The sequence below is a fragment of the Ralstonia sp. RL genome (assembly GCF_001683835.1).
GTDB lineage: Bacteria > Pseudomonadota > Gammaproteobacteria > Burkholderiales > Burkholderiaceae > Ralstonia > Ralstonia mannitolilytica.
This window is the reverse complement of the sequence record NZ_LWRX01000130.1, coordinates 43708-62139: the sequence shown is the minus strand read 5'-3', so window position 1 is coordinate 62139 and position 18432 is coordinate 43708. Positions and strand designations below refer to the sequence as shown.

The 18432-nt window shown below is 63.4% G+C and carries 18 protein-coding genes and 1 tRNA gene; 17 read left to right on the top strand and 2 right to left on the bottom strand.

From position 1 onward, the window contains the following. The first annotated feature begins 161 nt into the window (after nt 1–161). The 4 genes from A6M56_RS12065 (at nt 162) to aroC (ending at nt 4252) form a co-directional block, all read left to right on the top strand. Nucleotides 162–617 carry a CBS domain-containing protein gene (locus A6M56_RS12065; RefSeq protein WP_045787003.1) on the top strand — a complete coding sequence of 152 codons (456 nt, stop codon included), beginning with the start codon at nt 162–164 and terminating at the stop codon, nt 615–617. A gap of 82 nt (nt 618–699) precedes the next feature. Further along, nucleotides 700–2607 carry an MFS transporter gene (locus tag A6M56_RS12060; RefSeq protein WP_045787002.1) on the top strand — a complete coding sequence of 636 codons (1908 nt, stop codon included), beginning with the start codon at nt 700–702 and terminating at the stop codon, nt 2605–2607. A 55-nt stretch (nt 2608–2662) separates the two neighbouring features. Continuing rightward, on the top strand, nt 2663–3079 hold the full coding sequence (locus A6M56_RS12055; RefSeq protein WP_286758146.1) for an FKBP-type peptidyl-prolyl cis-trans isomerase: 417 nt from the start codon (nt 2663–2665) through the stop codon (nt 3077–3079). Nucleotides 3080–3151: 72 nt separating this feature from the next. Further along, entirely contained in the window at nt 3152–4252 is a 1101-nt protein-coding gene (gene aroC, locus A6M56_RS12050; RefSeq protein WP_045787000.1) for a chorismate synthase, read from the top strand. 64 nt (nt 4253–4316) lie between these two features. Here the strand turns inward: aroC and A6M56_RS12045 are convergent, their stop codons facing one another. After that, complete coding sequence (locus A6M56_RS12045; RefSeq protein WP_045786999.1) at nt 4317–6002, bottom strand: electron transfer flavoprotein-ubiquinone oxidoreductase; 1686 nt, start codon at nt 6000–6002, stop codon at nt 4317–4319. A 222-nt stretch (nt 6003–6224) separates the two neighbouring features. Here A6M56_RS12045 and A6M56_RS12040 point away from each other — a divergent pair, with 222 nt between their 5' ends. Continuing rightward, a complete protein-coding gene (locus A6M56_RS12040) occupies nt 6225–7010 on the top strand; it encodes an SDR family oxidoreductase (RefSeq protein WP_045787874.1) in 786 nt (261 codons plus the stop codon). 9 nt (nt 7011–7019) lie between these two features. Here the strand turns inward: A6M56_RS12040 and A6M56_RS12035 are convergent, their stop codons facing one another. Next, nucleotides 7020–7565 (bottom strand): LuxR C-terminal-related transcriptional regulator, encoded by a 546-nt coding sequence (locus A6M56_RS12035; RefSeq protein WP_045786998.1) that lies wholly within the window; start codon nt 7563–7565, stop codon nt 7020–7022. A gap of 152 nt (nt 7566–7717) precedes the next feature. Here A6M56_RS12035 and A6M56_RS12030 point away from each other — a divergent pair, with 152 nt between their 5' ends. From A6M56_RS12030 to pheS, 12 genes are all read left to right on the top strand, one after another. Continuing rightward, nucleotides 7718–8419 (top strand): CoA transferase subunit A, encoded by a 702-nt coding sequence (locus tag A6M56_RS12030; RefSeq protein ID WP_045786997.1) that lies wholly within the window; start codon nt 7718–7720, stop codon nt 8417–8419. Between the two features lie 10 nt (nt 8420–8429). Next, a complete protein-coding gene (locus tag A6M56_RS12025; protein WP_045786996.1) occupies nt 8430–9065 on the top strand; it encodes a 3-oxoacid CoA-transferase subunit B in 636 nt (211 codons plus the stop codon). Nucleotides 9066–9078: 13 nt separating this feature from the next. Next, complete coding sequence (locus A6M56_RS12020) at nt 9079–9858, top strand: 3-hydroxybutyrate dehydrogenase (protein WP_045786995.1); 780 nt, start codon at nt 9079–9081, stop codon at nt 9856–9858. A gap of 143 nt (nt 9859–10001) precedes the next feature. Continuing rightward, nucleotides 10002–10871 (top strand): 3-hydroxybutyrate-oligomer hydrolase PhaZc, encoded by an 870-nt coding sequence (gene phaZc, locus A6M56_RS12015; RefSeq protein ID WP_045786994.1) that lies wholly within the window; start codon nt 10002–10004, stop codon nt 10869–10871. A 31-nt stretch (nt 10872–10902) separates the two neighbouring features. After that, nucleotides 10903–11271, top strand: a complete 369-nt coding sequence (locus A6M56_RS12010) for a RidA family protein (protein ID WP_045786993.1) — start codon at nt 10903–10905, stop codon at nt 11269–11271. Between the two features lie 27 nt (nt 11272–11298). Then, nucleotides 11299–13536: a RelA/SpoT family protein gene (locus tag A6M56_RS12005; protein ID WP_102079858.1), complete on the top strand. Its 2238-nt coding sequence runs from the start codon at nt 11299–11301 to the stop codon at nt 13534–13536. 22 nt (nt 13537–13558) lie between these two features. Then, nucleotides 13559–13635, top strand: a tRNA-Val gene (locus A6M56_RS12000). Between the two features lie 361 nt (nt 13636–13996). Next, entirely contained in the window at nt 13997–15904 is a 1908-nt protein-coding gene (gene thrS, locus A6M56_RS11995) for a threonine--tRNA ligase (RefSeq protein ID WP_102079857.1), read from the top strand. A 28-nt stretch (nt 15905–15932) separates the two neighbouring features. After that, the gene (gene infC, locus A6M56_RS11990; RefSeq protein WP_082062890.1) at nt 15933–16469 is read left to right on the top strand and encodes a translation initiation factor IF-3; all 537 of its coding nucleotides are present in this window, start codon (nt 15933–15935) and stop codon (nt 16467–16469) included. Between the two features lie 167 nt (nt 16470–16636). Continuing rightward, nucleotides 16637–16834 carry a 50S ribosomal protein L35 gene (gene rpmI / locus A6M56_RS11985; protein WP_004636003.1) on the top strand — a complete coding sequence of 66 codons (198 nt, stop codon included), beginning with the start codon at nt 16637–16639 and terminating at the stop codon, nt 16832–16834. A 25-nt stretch (nt 16835–16859) separates the two neighbouring features. Then, the gene (gene rplT / locus A6M56_RS11980) at nt 16860–17216 is read left to right on the top strand and encodes a 50S ribosomal protein L20 (protein ID WP_039597500.1); all 357 of its coding nucleotides are present in this window, start codon (nt 16860–16862) and stop codon (nt 17214–17216) included. A 140-nt stretch (nt 17217–17356) separates the two neighbouring features. After that, nucleotides 17357–18391 (top strand): phenylalanine--tRNA ligase subunit alpha, encoded by a 1035-nt coding sequence (pheS, locus tag A6M56_RS11975; RefSeq protein ID WP_045786990.1) that lies wholly within the window; start codon nt 17357–17359, stop codon nt 18389–18391. Nucleotides 18392–18432 lie beyond the last annotated feature (41 nt).

Here is an 18432-nt window from a genome sequence, read left to right as displayed (position 1 = left end):
GGCAAACGCCGAGCGGGCGCGGTTTTTGACAGGTTTTTTCTGCGCCGCATGCTTGTCGAAGCGCTTCGGTTTGGGCTAGGATCGAAACACAACCATAACCACAACCCGCGCGCGGTCGCCCCCCCGGCAGACCGGCACCCCGATACCCTGGGAGACGCACTATGAAAGTCAGCGACATCCTTCACGTGAAGGGCAACACGCTCTACACCGTGGCACCGGAAACCAAACTCCAGGTGGCCGTGCAGACGATGGCCGAGAAAGACATCGGCTCGCTCGTGGTCATGGAATACGGCGAGCTGGTCGGCATGCTGACCTTCCGCGAAATCATCAAGGTGCTCGCCAGGAACAACGGTACCGTCGGCGACGGCACCACCATCCGCAAGGTGATGGACGACCATCCCGTCACCTGCACCCCCGAAACCGAAGTCAACGAAGTGCGTCGCATCATGCTGGAGCACCATGTGCGCTACCTGCCGGTGCTCGACAGCCGCACGCTCATGGGCGTGATCTCGTTCTACGATGTGGCCAAGGCCGTGCTCGAAGACCAGAGCTTCGAGAACAGGATGCTCAAGGCGTACATTCGCGACTGGCCCGAAGAGAAGGCCAACGAAGACTGACCTGCCGTCTTTTTACTGCACACCGCTGAAACCCGCCCGCCGTTGCGAGCGGGTTTTTTGTTGAACTCCGAATCGTCTGTCGATGAGCCAATCGAGCCAGTTTTCACTGCTGCAGCAGCGTCGTTTTGCACCGTTCTTCTGGACCCAGTTCCTGGGTGCCATGAACGACAACGTCTTCAAGGTCGCGTTTTCCTCGCTGGTGACCTACCACGCCGCCTTGTTCGGCAACGCCGACCCGGCTTCCGCGGCGTTCCTCATTTCAGCCATCTTCATTGCGCCTTTCGTGCTGCTGTCGGCTACCAGCGGGCAGATTGCCGACCGCATGGACAAGGCGCGGCTGATCCGCCTGGTGAAGACGCTGGAAATCGCCATCATGGCGATCGGGTGTGCGGGCTTTGCGCTGCGCCACGTCGAACTGCTGTACCTGTGCACGTTCCTGATGGGCGTGCATTCGACGCTGTTCGGGCCGGTCAAGTACGCGTATCTGCCGCAGCATCTGCAATCGGCCGAACTGGTTGGCGGCAACGGGCTGGTCGAGATGGGCACCTTCGTCGCCATCCTCATCGGCACCATCGGCGGCGGTGAACTCGCCAACTACACGCGCCACGGCGAGCTGGTCGGCCCCCTGCTCACGGGCATCGCCTGCATGGTGATTGCCGTGGCGGGTTGGCTCACCGCGCGCGGCGTGCCGATGTCGCCGGCCTCGCAGCCGGATCTGCGCATCAACTGGAACCCGGTCTCCGAAACCTGGCGCAACCTCAGGCTGGCGAGCAACCAGCGTGCGGTGTTTCTGAGCCTGCTCGGCATCTCGTGGCTGTGGTTTGTCGGGGCGACTTTCCTGACATCGTTCTTTGCGTTTGCGCGCAATGTGCTCGGTGGCGACCAGAACGTCGTGACGCTGCTGCTGGCGGTGTTCTCGGTCGGCATCGGCCTGGGCTCGGTGCTGTGCGAAAAGCTCTCCGGGCGGACGGTCGAGATTGGCCTGGTGCCGTTCGGCTCCATCGGCATGACGGTGTTTGCGGTGGACCTGTATTTCGCCTCGCATGCCGAGGCCCTCGTTGCGCACGATGTGCTGACGGGCATTTCCGGCTTCCTGCAGGACCACCGCCACTGGCGCGTGCTGGCCGACCTGTTCCTCCTGGCGATGTTCGGCGGCTTCTACAGCGTGCCGTTGTATGCGCTGATCCAGAGCCGCTGCGAGCCGACGCACCGCGCCCGCATCATCGCCGCCAACAACATCCTCAATGCGCTGTTCATGATTGCTTCGGCAGTGCTGGCGATGGTGCTCACACGCGCCGGATTCACGATTCCGCAGCTGTTCCTCGTCACGGGCATCCTGAATGCCGTGGTGGCGATCTACATCTACACGCTGGTGCCGGAGTTCCTGATCCGCTTCGTGATGTGGCTGCTGATCCATACCGTCTACCGCGTGAAGGTGGAGGGCGCCGAGCGGATTCCCGATGAAGGGCCGTGTCTACTGGTGTGCAACCACGTGAGTTTCGTCGATGCAGTGGTGGTGGGCGCCTTCGTCCGCCGGCCCGTGCGTTTCGTGATGGACCATCGCATCTTCAAGGTGCCGGTGCTGTCGTGGTTCTTCCGCACCGTCAAGGCGATTCCGATTGCGCCCCAGCACGAAGATCCGCAGATGCTCCAGCGGGCGTACGACAGCATTGCGGCAGCGCTGGCCGAAGGCGAGGTCGTCTGCATTTTCCCCGAGGGCAAGATCACCGCCACGGGCGAAATCAACCCATTCAAGGAAGGCGTGCGCCGCATTGTGGAACGCACGCCGGTGCCGGTGGTGCCCATGGCGCTTCGCGGCCTGTGGGGCAGCTTTTTCTCGCGCAAGGGCGGGGCGGCGATGACGCGCCCATTCCGTCGCGGCATCCTCAATAAGCTGGAACTGTGCATTGGCGCACCGGTGCCGGCGCAGGCGGTATCGCCGGAAGGCCTGCAGCAAGCCGTGCTGGCATTGCGCGGCGAGCGGCGATAGCCGGGGCGCAATTCGCTACACTGCCGGCTCCCTCAATCTCTTTCGTTATCTGCTCATGAAACGCCTTTCCCTGCTCATGTGTGCTTCGTCGCTGGCCCTGGCTTCCGTTGCAGCGCAGGCTGCCGCGCCCGCGTCGAGTGAAACGCTGCCCTCCGGCGTGGTCGTCCAGACGCTGACCAAGGGCACCGGCCCGTCGCCCAAGGCCAGCGATACGGTCAAGGTGCACTACCGAGGCACGCTGACCGACGGCAAGGAGTTCGACAGCTCCTACAAGCGCGGGCAGCCGATCTCGTTTCCCCTGAAACGCGTGATCCCGTGCTGGACCGAAGGCGTGCAAAAGATGCAGGTGGGCGGCAAGGCCAAGCTGACGTGCCCGGCGGCCACGGCCTACGGCGAGCGCGGCGTGCCCGGCACGATTCCGCCCAACGCCACGCTGAACTTCGAGGTCGAGCTGCTGGGCATCGGCGGCTGATCGATCGGCTTACAATATCCGTTTTCCGATGTTTCGCGCCGCGGCAACCGCGGCGCTCTTCCGAGCACGATCATGTCTGGCAATACCCTGGGCCTGCTGTTTTCCGTCACTACCTTCGGCGAGTCGCATGGCCCTGCCATCGGCGCCGTCATCGACGGCTGCCCGCCCGGCATGGCGCTCAGCGCAGAAGACATCCAGCCCGACCTGGACCGCCGCAAGCCCGGCACGTCGCGCCACGTCACCCAGCGCAAGGAAGATGACGTGGTCGAAATTCTGTCCGGCGTGTACGAAGGCAAGACGACCGGCACGCCGATCTGCCTGCTGATCCGCAACACCGACCAGCGCAGCAAGGACTACAGCAACATCGCCGAGACCTTCCGCCCAGGCCACGCCGACTACACCTACTGGCACAAGTACGGCATCCGCGATCCGCGCGGCGGCGGCCGGTCTTCGGCACGGCTGACGGCCCCGGTGGTGGCCGCCGGTGCGGTGGCCAAGAAGTGGATGCGCGAGAAGTTTGGCGTGGAAATCCACGGCTTCATGTCGCAGCTGGGCGATATCCAGATCCCGTTCGTCGACTGGAACGAGGTGCCGAACAACCCGTTCTTCGCACCGAACGCCGACATCATCCCGGAGCTCGAAACGTACATGGATGCGCTGCGCAAGGACGGCGATTCCGTCGGCGCGCGCATTGAGGTTGTGGCGACCGGCGTGCCGGTCGGCTGGGGCGAGCCGCTGTTCGATCGCCTGGACGCCGACATCGCGCACGCCATGATGGGCCTGAACGCCGTGAAGGGCGTCGAGATCGGGGCAGGTTTCCATGCCGTGGCGCAGCGCGGTTCGGAGCACGGTGACGAGCTGACGCCGGACGGTTTCGTCGGCAACAACGCCGGCGGCATCCTCGGCGGGATTTCGACGGGGCAGGACATTTCGGTATCGCTTGCGATCAAGCCGACGTCGAGCATCCGCACGCCGCGTCGCTCGATCGACAAGGCAGGCGATCCCGCCGTGGTCGAGACCTTCGGCCGCCATGATCCGTGCGTCGGCATCCGCGCCACGCCGATCGCCGAAGCGCTGCTGGCGCTGGTGCTCATCGACCACGCGCTGCGCCATCGCGCGCAATGCGGCGATGTGTCGGTCCAGACGCCGGCCATTGCCGCGAAGGCGCCTTGAACCGTTCCGCGCGGGCAACAAAAAAGACGGCTTGAAGCCGTCTTTTTTGTTGGTGCGTCCTTCTTTACATCCCGACGTAGTTCGGGCCGCCACCGCCTTCCGGCGTCACCCACACGATATTCTGCGTCGGGTCCTTGATGTCGCAGGTCTTGCAGTGCACGCAGTTCTGCGCGTTGATCTGCAGGCGCTCCACGCCTTCGTCGTTCTTGACGAACTCGTACACGCCAGCCGGGCAGTAGCGTTGCTCGGGGCCTGCAAACTCCGGCAGGTTGATGCGCGTCGGAACGGTCGGGTCCTTCAGCGTCAGGTGCGCGGGCTGGTTCTCTTCGTGGTTGGTGTTGGAGATGAACACCGACGACAGGCGGTCGAACGTGATCTTGCCGTCCGGTTTCGGATACACGATCTTCTCGCACTCCGAGGCAGGCTTGAGCGACTGGTTGTCCGACTTCGTGCCGTGCAGCGTCCACGGCGGGCTGGCGACGCCGATCTTGGGCAGCAGCCATTGCTCGATGCCGGTCATGATCTTGCCCAGCGTCGGGCTCTTCTTGAACCACAGCTTGAAGTTGCGCGACTGGTCGAGTTCTTCCTTCAGCCAGCTCTTCTCGAACGCGGCCGGGTAGGCCGACAGCTCATCGCCCGAACGGCCGGCGGTCACGGCTTCGAATACGGCGTCGCCGCAGAGCATGCCGCTCTTGATGGCCGCGTGGCTGCCCTTGATGCGTGCGGCATTCAGGTAACCAGCGTCGCAGCCAACCAGCGCGCCGCCCGGGAATACCGTCTTGGGCAGAGCCTGCGGCGTGCCGTTGTTGATGGCGCGAGCGCCGTACCCGATGCGCTTGCCACCTTCGATGTGCGCGCGGATGGCCGGATGGGTCTTCCATCGCTGCATTTCTTCGAACGGGCTCATCCACGGGTTCTTGTAGTCAAGGCCGATGACGAAGCCCAGCGTGACCTTGTTGTCTTCCAGGTGGTACAGGAAGCCGCCGCCGAAGGTATCGTCTTCGATCGGCCAGCCGGCGGTGTGGACGACGAGGCCGGGCTTGGCCTTGGCCGGGTCGATTTCCCAGAGCTCCTTGATGCCGATGGCGAAGGTCTGCGGGTCTTTGCCGGCGTTGAGCTTGAATTTCTCCAGCAGCTGGCGGCCCAGGTGACCGCGCGCGCCCTCGGCGAAGATCGTGTACTTGCCGAGCAGCTCCATGCCCAGCTGGAAGTTCTCGGTCGGCTCGCCGTCTTTGCCGATGCCCATGTTGCCGGTGGCGACGCCGCGCACGGCGCCGTTGTCGTCGTACAGGACTTCAGCGGCGGCAAAGCCGGGGAAGATCTCCACGCCGAGCGCCTCGGCCTGCGTTGCCATCCACTTGACCACGTTCGACAGCGAGATCACGTAGCAGCCATCGTTGTGGAAGTTGCGCGGCACGAGCCAATCGGGCGTACGCTTGGCGTCGGTTTCGCTCAGGAAGAGCACGTCGTCGCCCGTGACCGGCTGGTTCAGCGGGGCGCCATCGGCTTTCCAGTTGGGCAGCAGTTCGGTGATGGCACGTGGGTCCATCACGGCGCCCGACAGGATGTGGGCACCCGGCTCCGAACCCTTTTCCAGCACGACGACGGACACATCCTTGCCCGTCCCGGCGGCCAGTTGCTTGATGCGGATCGCGGTCGCCAGGCCGGCAGGGCCGCCGCCGACGATCACGACGTCATACTCCATGGACTCTCGCGGGCCGTATTGTTCGAGGAGCTGCTGCTGGTTCATAGGTGTCTCTTCGCTGCTTGGGGACAGTTAGGGGCGTTTGCTTATTGGTATGACGGATTGCTGCATTAGAATTTTCCGCATTGTCCGGGAGGCGCCCGGATGCGGCAAGAGAAATTTCTGAACGATCGTTCGATTTTTGCTAAGCTGCGCGCAAATCACATTGCCGGCCCGCCGATTCATCAGGTCCGGCGCATGCAAACCAACAGACGGGGATCACGCATCATGGGTTTGTCGATCAATCTGGAAGGCAAGGTTGCGCTGATCACCGGCGCGTCGAGTGGCCTGGGAGCGCGCTTTGCGCACACGCTAGCCGCAGCCGGCGCCAAGGTCGTGCTGGCGTCGCGCCGCGTGGAGCGGTTGAAGGAGCTGCGCGCCGACATCGAATCCAAGGGCGGCAGCGCCCACGTCGTCCGCCTGGACGTGACGGATCCGGACAGTATCCGCGCGGCCATTGCACACGCCGAGACCGAAGCCGGCACGATCGACATCCTCGTCAACAATTCGGGCGTTTCGACCACGCAGCGGATGGTGGACGTGACGCCCGACGATTTCGATTTCATCTTCGACACCAACACGCGCGGCGCCTTCTTCGTGGCGCAGGAAACGGCCAAGCGCATGATCGCGCGGGCCAAGGGAGCGGAGAAGAACGGCTCGCCGCTGCCGCAATCGCGCATCGTCAACATCGCCTCCGTGGCGGGGCTGAAGGTGCTGTCGCAGATCGGTGTGTACTGCATGAGCAAGGCCGCCGTGGTCCACATGACCCGCGCCATGGCGCTGGAGTGGGGCCGCTACGGCATCAACACCAACGCCATCTGCCCGGGCTATATCGATACCGAGATCAACCATCACCACTGGGAAACCGAGGCCGGGCAGAAGCTCGTGCAGATGCTGCCGCGCAAGCGCGTTGGCAAGCCGGAAGACCTGGATGGGCTGATTCTGCTGCTGGCGTCCGACCAGTCTGACTTCATCAACGGCGCCGTCATCAACGCGGACGACGGCATGGTCTGAGCGGCCCGCTCAGTGCCCCATCAGCCGCTGCACGAGCTCCAGCGACGTGTTGGCGGCGTACTTCTTCATCAGGCGCGCGCGGTAGATTTCCACCGTGCGCGGGCTGATCTCCAGCTGCTTGCCGATCTGCTTGCTGGTTTTCCCTTCCACCAGCTGCGCGGCGATGTCGCGTTCGCGTGGCGTCAGGGCCGCGGTGACGGGGCGGTGCGAGGAAAGATCCTCGAAGGTCCAGATGCCTTCGCCCAGCGGCTTGGCGCGATCGAGCGCGCGGCCCGTGACGTGGCACCAGAACAGCTCGCCGTTGGCGCGCTTCATGATGCGCTCGTCTGAATAGCTGCCGCGCGCGTTCATGACCGGGATGATGCGCGCGCCGGTGCGCTCGTATTCATCGTGTGTCGGATAGAGCAGCTCAAACGATTGCCCGATCATCGCCGTGCGCGCGTGGCCGAAGATGCGCGCGGCCTCGTCGTTGACATCGAGCATGACGCGCTCGCGGGACATCACCATGCCCACCGGGGCAAGCTGGAATGCAGTCTGATAGTCGAGAGCGGGCATATGTATTCGTACGTATTGCTGCGTCGCGCGACGCTTGCGTATTCTCGCCAGATTGTATCGTTACTATTTTCCGGCGCTGCATCGCACAAACCCCAACTGGGCGATCGGTCAAAACCCTGCCGGATGTGTTGGACCACCAAGGAGAAGCACGCATGAACAAAATCTTCGCCAGCGCCAATGAGGCGCTCGCGGGCGTCGTCAAGGACGGCCAGACCATCGCCGTGGGCGGCTTCGGCCTGTGCGGCATTCCGGAAGCGCTGATCGCCGCGCTGCGCGACTCGGGCGTCAAGAATCTGACCTGCATCTCGAACAACGCGGGCGTCGATGGTTTTGGCCTCGGCCTGCTGCTGGAAACCCGCCAGATCAAGAAAATGATTTCGTCCTACGTGGGCGAGAACAAGGAGTTCGAGCGCCAGTACCTGGCCGGTGAACTCGAGCTCGAATTCACGCCGCAGGGGACGCTGGCCGAAAAGTTGCGCGCTGGCGGTGCGGGCATCCCGGCGTTCTTTACCAAGACCGGTGTCGGCACGATCGTGGCCGAGGGCAAGGAGCTGCGCGAGTTCGACGGCGAGACCTACGTCATGGAGCGCTCGCTCGTGCCGGATGTGTCGCTGGTCAAGGCGGCCGTGGCCGACAAGTCCGGCAATCTGCGCTTCAACCTGACCGCACGCAACTTCAACCCCGCTGCGGCCACGGCCGGCAAGATCTGCATCGTCGAAGTTGAAAAGATCGTGGAATTGGGCGAGCTTGCGCCGGACGACATCCACCTGCCTGGCATCTACGTGCACCGCATCGTGCTGAATGCCACGCCCGAGAAGCGCATCGAGAAGCGCACCATCCGCGCAGCCAACTAAGGAGACCGACATGGCCTGGACCCAAGACCAAATGGCGGCACGCGCTGCCCAGGAACTGCAAGACGGCTTCTACGTGAACCTCGGCATCGGCATCCCGACGCTGGTTGCCAACCATACCGGCGACAAGGAAGTCTGGCTGCAGAGCGAAAACGGCATGCTCGGCATCGGTCCGTTCCCCACCGAAGACGAAGTCGACGCCGACCTCATCAACGCCGGCAAGCAGACCGTGACCACGCTGCCCGGCAGCGCCATCTTCGGCAGCGACCAGAGCTTTGCGATGATCCGCGGCGGCAAGATCAATCTGTCGATTCTCGGCGCGATGCAGGTCAGCGAAACGGGCGATCTCGCCAACTGGATGATCCCGGGCAAGATGGTCAAGGGCATGGGCGGCGCGATGGACCTCGTGGCGGGTGTCAAGCGCGTGATCGTGCTAATGGAGCACACCGCCAAGAAGAAGGACGGCACCGAAGACCTGAAGATCCTGCCCAAGTGCACCTTGCCGCTGACCGGCGTGGGCGTGGTCGATCGCATCATTACGGACCTGGGCGTCATCGACGTGACGGAGCAGGGCCTGCGCCTGGTGGAAACCGCGCCGGGCGTGTCGCGCGAAGAGATCCAGGCCAAGACCGGCGTGAACCTGCTGTAATCCGGAGACCACGATGCTGCAAGGAAAAACCGCACTCGTCACGGGCTCGACCAGCGGGATCGGCCTGGGCATCGCCTGCGCGCTGGCCGCGCAGGGTGCCAACATCATCATGAACGGCTTTGGCGATGTGGAAGCGCCCAAGGCCCAGATCGCGTCTGCAGGCAAGAACGCCATCCGCATCGGCTATCACGGCGCCGACATGAGCAAGCCGGCCGAGATCGAAGCGATGTTCGCCTATGCCGAAGCCGAGTTCGGCGGCGTGGACATCCTGGTCAACAACGCCGGCATCCAGTACGTGGCCAACGTGGAGGATTTCCCGGTCGAGCGCTGGGACGCCATCATCGCCATCAACCTGAGCTCGGCGTTCCACACCACACGGCTGGCCATCCCGGGCATGAAGCGCAAGAACTGGGGGCGCATCATCAACATCGCTTCGGCGCATGGCCTGGTGGCGTCGGCGCAGAAGTCTGCATACGTGGCGGCCAAGCACGGCATTGTCGGCTTGACCAAGTCGGTGGCGTTGGAGACGGCCCAGACCGGCATCACCTCCAACGCGATCTGCCCGGGCTGGGTGCTGACACCGCTGGTGCAGAAGCAGATCGACGCGCGTGCAGAGAAGGAGGGCATCCCTGCGCTGCAGGCCAAGAAGGAGCTGCTGATGGAAAAGCAGCCCTCGGGCGAGTTCGTCACGCCCGACCAGCTCGGCGCGCTGGCGGTGTTCCTCTGCAGCGACGCGGCCGAACAGGTGCGCGGCGTGGCCTGGAACATGGATGGCGGCTGGGTCGCGCAATAAGCGTTCTGGTGCGTTCAAGAAGCCTCGCCGCGGCGAGGCTTTTTTGTTGCCCGCGACCGCATGCGCTGTTGCGCCGCCGCATGCTCGCCGGGCCGCGTACAATCGGGCCTTGTTCTCCAGCCGTTCATGTGTAGGAGTTGTCCATGGCCGTTTTGCCGCGCCTTGCTTTCGTGCAGTGCCTGAGCCCGTCTGGCTTGCACCGGATGGCGTATCACGAGTGGGGCGACCAGCAGAATCCGCGCGTGCTGGTGTGCGTGCACGGCCTGACGCGCACCGGCCGCGATTTCGACGTGCTGGCGCGGGCGCTGTGCAACGACTATCGCGTCATCTGCCCCGACGTGGTGGGGCGCGGGCGTTCCGATTGGCTGGCCGATCCCAAAGGCTACGTGCTGCCGCAGTACGTATCCGACATGGTGACGTTGCTGGCGCGGCTCAATGTCGAATCGGTTGACTGGTTCGGCACGTCGATGGGCGGGCTGATCGGCATGGGCCTCGCGGGCCTGCCGAACTCGCCGATCCGCAAGCTGCTTCTGAACGATGTGGGGCCGCGTGTGACCGAGTCGTCGTTGGCGCGCATTGGCGACTACCTTGGTCTGAACGTCCGCTTCAAGACGTTCGACGAAGGGCTGGCGTATCTGAAGACCATCAGCGCGTCGTTCGGGCCGCACTCGCCGGAGCAATGGCGCGAACTCAATGCCGCGATTCTCAAGCCACAGGGCGGCGAATGGATCCTGCACTACGATCCGCGCCTGGCCGAGGCGTTCAAGAGCACGACGCCCGAGATGATCGCCGCCGGCGAGGCCATGCTGTGGAAGCTGTTCGAGGCGATTCCGGGTGACGTGATGGTCGTGCGCGGCGCGCAGTCCGACCTGCTCACGCGCGAAACCGTCGAAGCCATGATGCAGCGCGGAAAGCACGTGAACACGGTGGAGATTCCCGACGTCGGGCATGCGCCCACCTTCATCCAGCCGGACCAGGTGGCGATCGCCCGCAAGTTCTTCCTCGGTCAATGACCGTTTGTCTGAACCCGATTCGATTTGCAAGATGAGCACTGAACTGAAGCGTTACAACGTCGAGCATCGCTATTCCGACGCCGCGGTTTTCAACGGCGTCGTCTATGTGGCCGGCCAGGTGCCGGAGACCACGCTGGACGCCGGCATCGCTGAGCAGACGGCCGAGGTGCTCGCCATCATCGACCGCGTGCTGGCCGCCAATGGTAGCGACAAGACACGCATCCTGATGTGCCAGATCTTCCTGAAGGACATCACCGAGATTGGCGAGATGAATAAGGTCTGGGACCAGTGGGTCGCCGCCGATTCCAAGAATTCGCCGCCGCGCGCCACGGTGCAGGCCGCGCTGGCCAACCCGAAGTACCGCATCGAAATCGTCGTGACGGCTGCACAGAAGACCTGAGCCCGTCGCGTCACAGCAGGACGCATCATGGAGAACAAGACCGACCGGCCGGCCGAGGCGGCCGGGCAGGTGGCAACCTCGGCGGCAGAACAGGTTGCACGGGCGATCGAATACCTGGCGGCCAACGCGGGCGATCATGTGACGCTCACCGGCGAGCCGCTGGAGTCGCACGCGCGCGGCACCATTGCCGTACTCGAGGCGCTGCGTGTCGATACGCCGTCGCTGCAGGCGGCCGCGCTGTTCCTGTTGCCCACACTGGCCGTGGACGGCGAAAAAACGCTCGAGCCCGCATTCGGCGCCGAGGTGGCCAAGCTCGTGCACGATGTGCGGCAGTTGCTGCGCATCGGCGCAATCGCGGGCGTCGTCAGCCCCAACGATGCCAGCATCACGCGCAAGAATGAAGCCGAAGCGCGCCGGGCGCAGGTCGAGGCGCTGCGCAAGATGTTGCTCGCGTTTGCGCAGGACATCCGCGTGGTGCTGATCCGGCTGGCGTCGCGGCTGCAGTCGTTGCGCTGGCTGGCGCAGAACAAGCGCCCCGCGCCCGACGGCATGGCACGCGAGACGCTCGACGTCTACGCGCCGCTGGCCAACCGCCTCGGCATCTGGCAACTCAAGTGGGAGCTCGAAGACCTCGGCTTCCGCTTTGAAGACCCCGACACCTACAAGCGCATCGCGCGGCTGCTCGATGAAAAGCGCATCGAGCGCGAGAAGTTCATTGGCGAGGCCATTGCGAAGTTGCAGAAGACACTGCACGACGCGGGCATCCAGGCCGAGGTGAGCGGCCGGCCCAAGCACATCTACAGCATCTGGAAGAAGATGCGCGGCAAGGAGCTCGACTTTGCCGACCTGTACGACGTGCGCGCGTTTCGCGTGATCGTCGACGACATCAAGGAGTGCTATACGGTGCTCGGCTTCGTGCACCACATGTGGCAGCCGATCCCGAAGGAGTTCGATGACTACATCTCGCGCCCGAAGGCCAACGGCTACATGTCGCTGCACACGGTCGTGATCGGCGACGACGGCCGCGCGCTGGAGGTGCAGATCCGCACGCGCGAGATGCATCACTTTGCGGAGTACGGCGTCGCCGCGCACTGGCGTTACAAGGAGGCCGGCAGCAAGGGCTACACCGGCCAGTTCTCAGCGAGCGAGCGCTACGACGAGAAGATCGCCTGGCTGCGCCAGCTCCTCGCCTGGAAGGATGATGCCGAGCACACCGTCGCGCATGAAGACTCTCCGTGGGAGCAGCTCAAACACACCGAGCTGGACGACCACATCTACGTGCTGACGCCGCAGGCCCGCGTCATCGCCTTGCCGCAAGGCGCGACGCCGGTCGACTTTGCGTATTACCTGCACAGCGATCTGGGCCATCGTTGCCGGGGCGCGCGCGTCGATGGCGCCATGGTGCCGCTGAACACGCCGCTCAAGAACGGGCAGACGGTGGAGATCGTCACCGTCAAGCAGGGCGGGCCGTCACGTGACTGGCTCAACCCCGAGCTGCGCTATCTGGTGAGCAGCCGCGCCAAGACGAAGGTGCGCGCCTGGTTCAATGCGCTCGAGCTGGAAGAGACGCTGGCGCAGGGCCGCGCACTCATCGACAAGACGCTCCAGCGCGAAGGCAAGACGGCGGTCAACCTGGAGGACCTCGCGGCCAAGCTCGGCTTCAAGTCGCCGGATGACCTGTACGCCGTTGTCGCCAAGGACGAGCTGAGCCTGCGCCGCGTCGAGGCCGTCCTGCGCTCCGACGGCGCGCCGCCGCCTCCGCCGGTGGACGATGAGGCGTCGATCACCAAGAAGAGCAAGGCCACCAGCGTCGCGCGCGGCGCCAAGAGCGGGGTGCTCGTTGTTGGCGTGGATTCGCTGCTCACGCAGATGTCGCGCTGCTGCAAGCCCGCGCCGCCGGACCCGATCGTCGGGTTTGTCACGCGCGGGCGGGGCGTGTCGATCCACCGGCAGAGCTGTGCGACGTTCCAGCAGCTCGCCGCACGCGCGCCGGGGCGGGTGATCCAGACCGAGTGGGGCCAGCGCAGCGATTCGGTGTACCCGATCGATATCCACGTGGAGGCGCTGGACCGCCAGGGGCTGTTGCGCGATATCTCGGAAATCCTCTCGCGCGAGAAGATCAACGTGACAGGCGTGCGCACGCTCTCGAGCAAGGGCGTTGCCAAGATGCAGTTCACGGCCGAGGTGGCGGAGGCCACACAACTGCAGCGCGCCCTCACATTAATCGAGGAAGTTACGGGGGTATTGTCAGCGCGGCGAAAGTGATGGTATAGTTTCGTCTTTCGGCAGGCTCGTAGCTCAGCTGGTTAGAGCACCACCTTGACATGGTGGGGGTCGTTGGTTCGAGTCCAATCGAGCCTACCAACGCATTTAGCAGGACGCGTCGGGTAGGGTGTGCAAGCCGTCATCCCTCGGTTCGTTCCGTACAACTGCATACAAGGCGAAACATGATCCAGGCACCGCGAACTACCACCGCTTCGGAGCGACAGTAGTCAAGGTGCGGTTTTCGCCCTTTGCGGTCTGCCCAAGCGGTAGTCAGCGCAAATGAAAACGCGGCCTTGGCCGCGTTTTTTTTCGTCCGCGTTTTGGTGTCGTGCGCGGCGACCCGGCTGAAAGCGCTTCGAAGCGCCGATTCGATAACCTGCCACGCCACCCGGCGAGGCGCACCACAGAATGACGACCGCCGCGAGCCTCAAAAGCGCGACGGTGACTCACAGGAGCAAGCATGATCGCAATCACGTTGCCGGACGGTTCCCGGCGTGAGTTTCCGGGCCCCGTCACGGTCGCCGAAGTGGCGCAGAGCATCGGTGCGGGCCTGGCCAAGGCCGCATTGGCTGGCCGCGTGGACGGCCAGCTGGTCGACACGAGCTACACCATCGACCGCGACGCCAAGCTGGCCATCATCACCGACAAGGACGCCGACGGCATCGACGTGATTCGCCATTCGACCGCGCACTTGCTAGCCTACGCCGTCAAGGAGCTGTATCCCGACGCACAGGTCACGATCGGTCCGGTCATCGAAAACGGCTTCTACTACGACTTCGCCTACAAGCGTCCCTTCACGCCGGAAGATCTCGTCGCCATCGAAAAGAAGATGACCGAGCTGGCCAAGAAGGACGAGAAGGTCACGCGTGAAGTCTGGAGCCGCGACGACGCCATCAAGCTGTTCGAAGGCATGGGCGAGAAGTACAAGGCCGAGATCATCGCGTCGATCCCGGAGGATCAGGAAATCGGCCTGTACCGCGAGGGCAACTTCGTCGACCTGTGCCGCGGCCCGCACGTGCCGTCCACCGGCAAGCTGAAGGTCTTCAAGCTCATGAAGGTGGCCGGGGCCTATTGGCGCGGCGACCACAACAACGAGATGCTCCAACGCATTTACGGCACGGCCTGGGCCAAGAAGGAGGACCAGGACGCCTACCTGCACATGCTGGAAGAGGCCGAAAAGCGTGACCACCGCAAGCTCGGCCGCGAACTCGACCTGTTCCACATCGACGAGTACTCGCCCGGCACGGTGTTCTGGCACCCCAAGGGCTGGACGCTGTGGCAGGAGGTCGAGCAGTACATGCGCCGCGTGTACCGCGAGAACGGCTACCAGGAAGTGAAGGGGCCGCAGATTCTCGACAAGTCGCTGTGGGAAAAGACCGGCCACTGGGACAAGTACCGCGAGAACATGTTCATCACGGAATCGGAAAAGCGCGAATACGCGCTCAAGCCGATGAACTGCCCCGGCCACATCCTCATCTACAAGCAGGGCATCAAGAGCTACCGCGATCTGCCGCTGCGCTTCGGCGAGTTCGGCGCGTGCCACCGCAACGAGCCCTCGGGCGGCCTGCACGGCATCATGCGCGTGCGCGGCTTCACGCAGGACGACGGCCATATCTTCTGCACGGAAGACATGATCCAGTCCGAAGTGACGGCCTTCACGACGCTGCTGCAGAAGGTCTACAAGGATTTCGGCTTTACCGAGATTCTGTACAAGTTGTCGACGCGCCCTGAAAAGCGCATCGGCTCCGACGAGAGCTGGGACCGTGCTGAGGCGGCCCTGGCTGAAGGTCTGCGTGCGTCCGGCTGCGAGTTCGAGTATTTGCCCGGCGAAGGGGCGTTCTATGGGCCGAAGATCGAATATGTGCTCAAAGATGCACTTGGTCGGCAATGGCAATGCGGCACGATCCAGGTCGACCCGAACCTGCCGGAGCGCCTGGACGCCGAGTTCGTCGGCGAGGATGGCGCGCGCCACCGCCCGATCATGCTGCACCGGGCCATCGTCGGCAGCCTCGAGCGCTTCATCGGTATCCTGATCGAGCAATACGCCGGCGCGCTGCCGACCTGGCTTTCGCCGGTGCAGGTGGCGGTGCTCGCCATCACCGATTCGCACGCCGAGTATGCACAATCCGTTGTGCAATCCCTGCAAAAACAAGGATTTAGGGCGATCGTCGATTTGCGGAACGAGAAGATTGGGTATAAAATCCGCGAGCATTCCATGCAGAAGGTCCCCTACCAGGTTGTGGTGGGCGACAAAGAGCGGGATGAAAATCAGGTGGCCGTGCGTGCCCGTGGCAACGTCGATCTAGGCTCCATGCCGCTGTCGGCGTTCGTTGAGCGACTGCAGAACGATCTCGCCAACAAGTCATGAGCTGGGCACGGCTTGTTTTTTTGCTTCTTTGAGGACATTCAACATCGCTACCGATAAATCTCACCGCATCAACCGCGAAATCACTGCGCCGGAAATCCGGCTGACCGGGGTTGAAGGGGAACAGATCGGCATCGTCAAGCTGCAGGAAGCTCTGCGCATGGCGGAAGAAAAGGACGTCGATCTGGTCGAGATCGCGCCGACTGCGCAGCCGCCAGTCTGCCGCCTGATGGACTATGGCAAGTTCAAGTATCAGGAGCAGAAGAAGGCCCACGAGGCCAAGCTGAAGCAGAAGGTCATCCAGGTGAAGGAAGTCAAATTCCGCCCGGGTACCGACGATGGTGACTACGACGTCAAGCTGCGCAACCTGAAGCGCTTCCTGGAAGACGGGGATCGCACCAAGATCACGCTGCGTTTCCGTGGCCGCGAAATGGCTCACCAGGAAATCGGCATGCGCATGCTCGAGCGCCTGAAGACTGACCTGGAGGAATTCGGTCAGGTCGAACAGATGCCGAAGATGGAAGGTCGCCAGGCCGTGATGATGTTGGCGCCCAAGAAGAAAAAGTAATGCAGTGGCGGCTGGACGATTCCGGCCGCGCTGAGCAGGTTCCTGACGGAAACGTCGGAAAACGCGATGGTCTGCAAAGCCCGTCGCGATACAACAAGTGAGTCCGGGTCATGCAAGTGTCGGCGCCAGCCGTCCACCTGGCTTCATGTCAAAAACGGAGTTGTTCCATGCCGAAGATGAAGACGAAGAAAAGCGCCTCCAAGCGCTTTACTGCCCGTCCTGGTGGCACGATCAAACGTGGCCAAGCCTTCAAGCGTCACATCCTGACCAAGAAGACCACCAAGAACAAGCGTCACCTGCGCGGTACCGAGGGCGTCCATGAGACGAACCTGAAGTCCGTTCGCGCAATGATGCCGTACGCCTAACCCCTGACTACGAAAGGAGAATTCCATGCCTCGAGTAAAACGTGGGGTCACAGCGCGGGCCCGTCACAAGAAGGTTATCAACGCTGCCAAGGGTTACCGCGGCCGCCGCAATAACGTCTATCGCATCGCCAAGCAGGCGGTCATGCGTGCTGGCCAGTACGCCTACCGCGATCGTCGCAACAAGAAGCGCGTGTTCCGCGCCCTCTGGATTGCACGTATCAACGCTGGCGCCCGCGAGCATGGTCTGACCTACAGCAAGTTCATGAACGGCCTGAAGAAGGCGTCCATCGAACTGGACCGCAAGGTGCTGTCGGACATGGCCATTCACGACAAGGTGGCATTTGCCGCCATCGTGAACCAGGTGAAAGCCAACGTCGCCTGAATTGGATTGGCCGGGCAGGCCGCTGGAATTGCCCAGCAGCGTGCCGGCTGGTCACCCTGACGGGGCTCTCACCGAGCCCCGTTTTTTATTCCGCGCATTCCGCGGACCGAATCCTCCGAATTCTTTTCGCTCGCCTTCCCATGTCACTGGATCTGGATCAAGTCGTCGCCGATGCCCAAAACGCGTTTGCCTCCGTGCAGGACAACGCCTCGCTGGAAAACGAGAAGGCGCGCTTTCTCGGCAAGTCCGGCGTGCTGACCGACTTGCTCAAGGGCCTCGGCAAGCTCGATCCGCAGACGCGCAAGACCGAAGGCGCGCGCATCAACCAGGCGAAAAGCCGCGTGGAAGAAGCGTTGAACGCGCGCCGGCAGGCCCTGGCCGATGCGCTCATGAACGCCCGCCTCGCGGCCGAGGCCATCGATGTGACGCTGCCCGGCCGCGACGTGGCCGAGGGCAGTCTGCACCCGGTGATGAACACTTGGGAGCGCGTCGCCAAGATTTTCGGTTCGATCGGTTTCGATGTGGCCGACGGCCCTGAAATCGAATCCGACTGGATGAACTTCACGGCGCTGAACAACCCGGACAACCACCCGGCGCGCTCGATGCAGGACACGTTCTACATCGACGGTCGCGACAGCGAAGACAAGCTCCTGCTGCTGCGCACCCATACGAGCCCGATGCAGGTGCGCTATGCCCGCATGCACGTCGAGAAGTACAAGCACCTCGACCGCATTCCGCCGATCAAGGTCATTGCGCCGGGGCGTACGTACCGCGTCGACAGCGACGCCACACACTCGCCGATGTTCCATCAGGTCGAAGGCCTCTGGATTGCAGACAACATCAGCTTTGCCGACCTGAAGGGCGTCTATACCGATTTCCTGCGCAACTTCTTCGAGCGCGACGACATCCAGGTGCGCTTCCGCCCGTCGTATTTCCCGTTCACCGAGCCGTCGGCCGAGATCGACATGGCATTCGGCAACGGTAAATGGCTGGAGATTTCCGGCTCCGGCCAGGTGCACCCGACCGTGGTGCGCAACATGGGCCTGGACCCCGAGCGCTACATCGGCTTCGCGTTCGGCTCCGGCCTGGAGCGCCTGACGATGCTGCGCTATGGCATCAACGATCTGCGCCTGTTCTTCGAGGGCGACGTGCGTTTCCTGCGCCAGTTCGCATAAACCTCGTTCGCTGATTCTCGTCGCCCCGTCCATCGAATTCT

Coding starts and splice junctions, on each gene's coding strand:
- pheS (WP_045786990.1), top strand. CDS start 17,357: ATGTCACTGGATCTGGATCAAGTCGTCGCCGATGCCCAAAACGCGTTT.
- rplT (WP_039597500.1), top strand. CDS start 16,860: ATGCCTCGAGTAAAACGTGGGGTCACAGCGCGGGCCCGTCACAAGAAG.
- A6M56_RS12030 (WP_045786997.1), top strand. CDS start 7,718: ATGAACAAAATCTTCGCCAGCGCCAATGAGGCGCTCGCGGGCGTCGTC.
- A6M56_RS12020 (WP_045786995.1), top strand. CDS start 9,079: ATGCTGCAAGGAAAAACCGCACTCGTCACGGGCTCGACCAGCGGGATC.
- A6M56_RS12010 (WP_045786993.1), top strand. CDS start 10,903: ATGAGCACTGAACTGAAGCGTTACAACGTCGAGCATCGCTATTCCGAC.
- A6M56_RS12045 (WP_045786999.1), bottom strand. CDS start 6,002: ATGAACCAGCAGCAGCTCCTCGAACAATACGGCCCGCGAGAGTCCATG.
- A6M56_RS12065 (WP_045787003.1), top strand. CDS start 162: ATGAAAGTCAGCGACATCCTTCACGTGAAGGGCAACACGCTCTACACC.
- thrS (WP_102079857.1), top strand. CDS start 13,997: ATGATCGCAATCACGTTGCCGGACGGTTCCCGGCGTGAGTTTCCGGGC.
- A6M56_RS12055 (WP_286758146.1), top strand. CDS start 2,663: ATGAAACGCCTTTCCCTGCTCATGTGTGCTTCGTCGCTGGCCCTGGCT.
- aroC (WP_045787000.1), top strand. CDS start 3,152: ATGTCTGGCAATACCCTGGGCCTGCTGTTTTCCGTCACTACCTTCGGC.
- rpmI (WP_004636003.1), top strand. CDS start 16,637: ATGCCGAAGATGAAGACGAAGAAAAGCGCCTCCAAGCGCTTTACTGCC.
- A6M56_RS12005 (WP_102079858.1), top strand. CDS start 11,299: ATGGAGAACAAGACCGACCGGCCGGCCGAGGCGGCCGGGCAGGTGGCA.
- A6M56_RS12060 (WP_045787002.1), top strand. CDS start 700: ATGAGCCAATCGAGCCAGTTTTCACTGCTGCAGCAGCGTCGTTTTGCA.
- A6M56_RS12040 (WP_045787874.1), top strand. CDS start 6,225: ATGGGTTTGTCGATCAATCTGGAAGGCAAGGTTGCGCTGATCACCGGC.
- A6M56_RS12025 (WP_045786996.1), top strand. CDS start 8,430: ATGGCCTGGACCCAAGACCAAATGGCGGCACGCGCTGCCCAGGAACTG.
- phaZc (WP_045786994.1), top strand. CDS start 10,002: ATGGCCGTTTTGCCGCGCCTTGCTTTCGTGCAGTGCCTGAGCCCGTCT.
- A6M56_RS12035 (WP_045786998.1), bottom strand. CDS start 7,565: ATGCCCGCTCTCGACTATCAGACTGCATTCCAGCTTGCCCCGGTGGGC.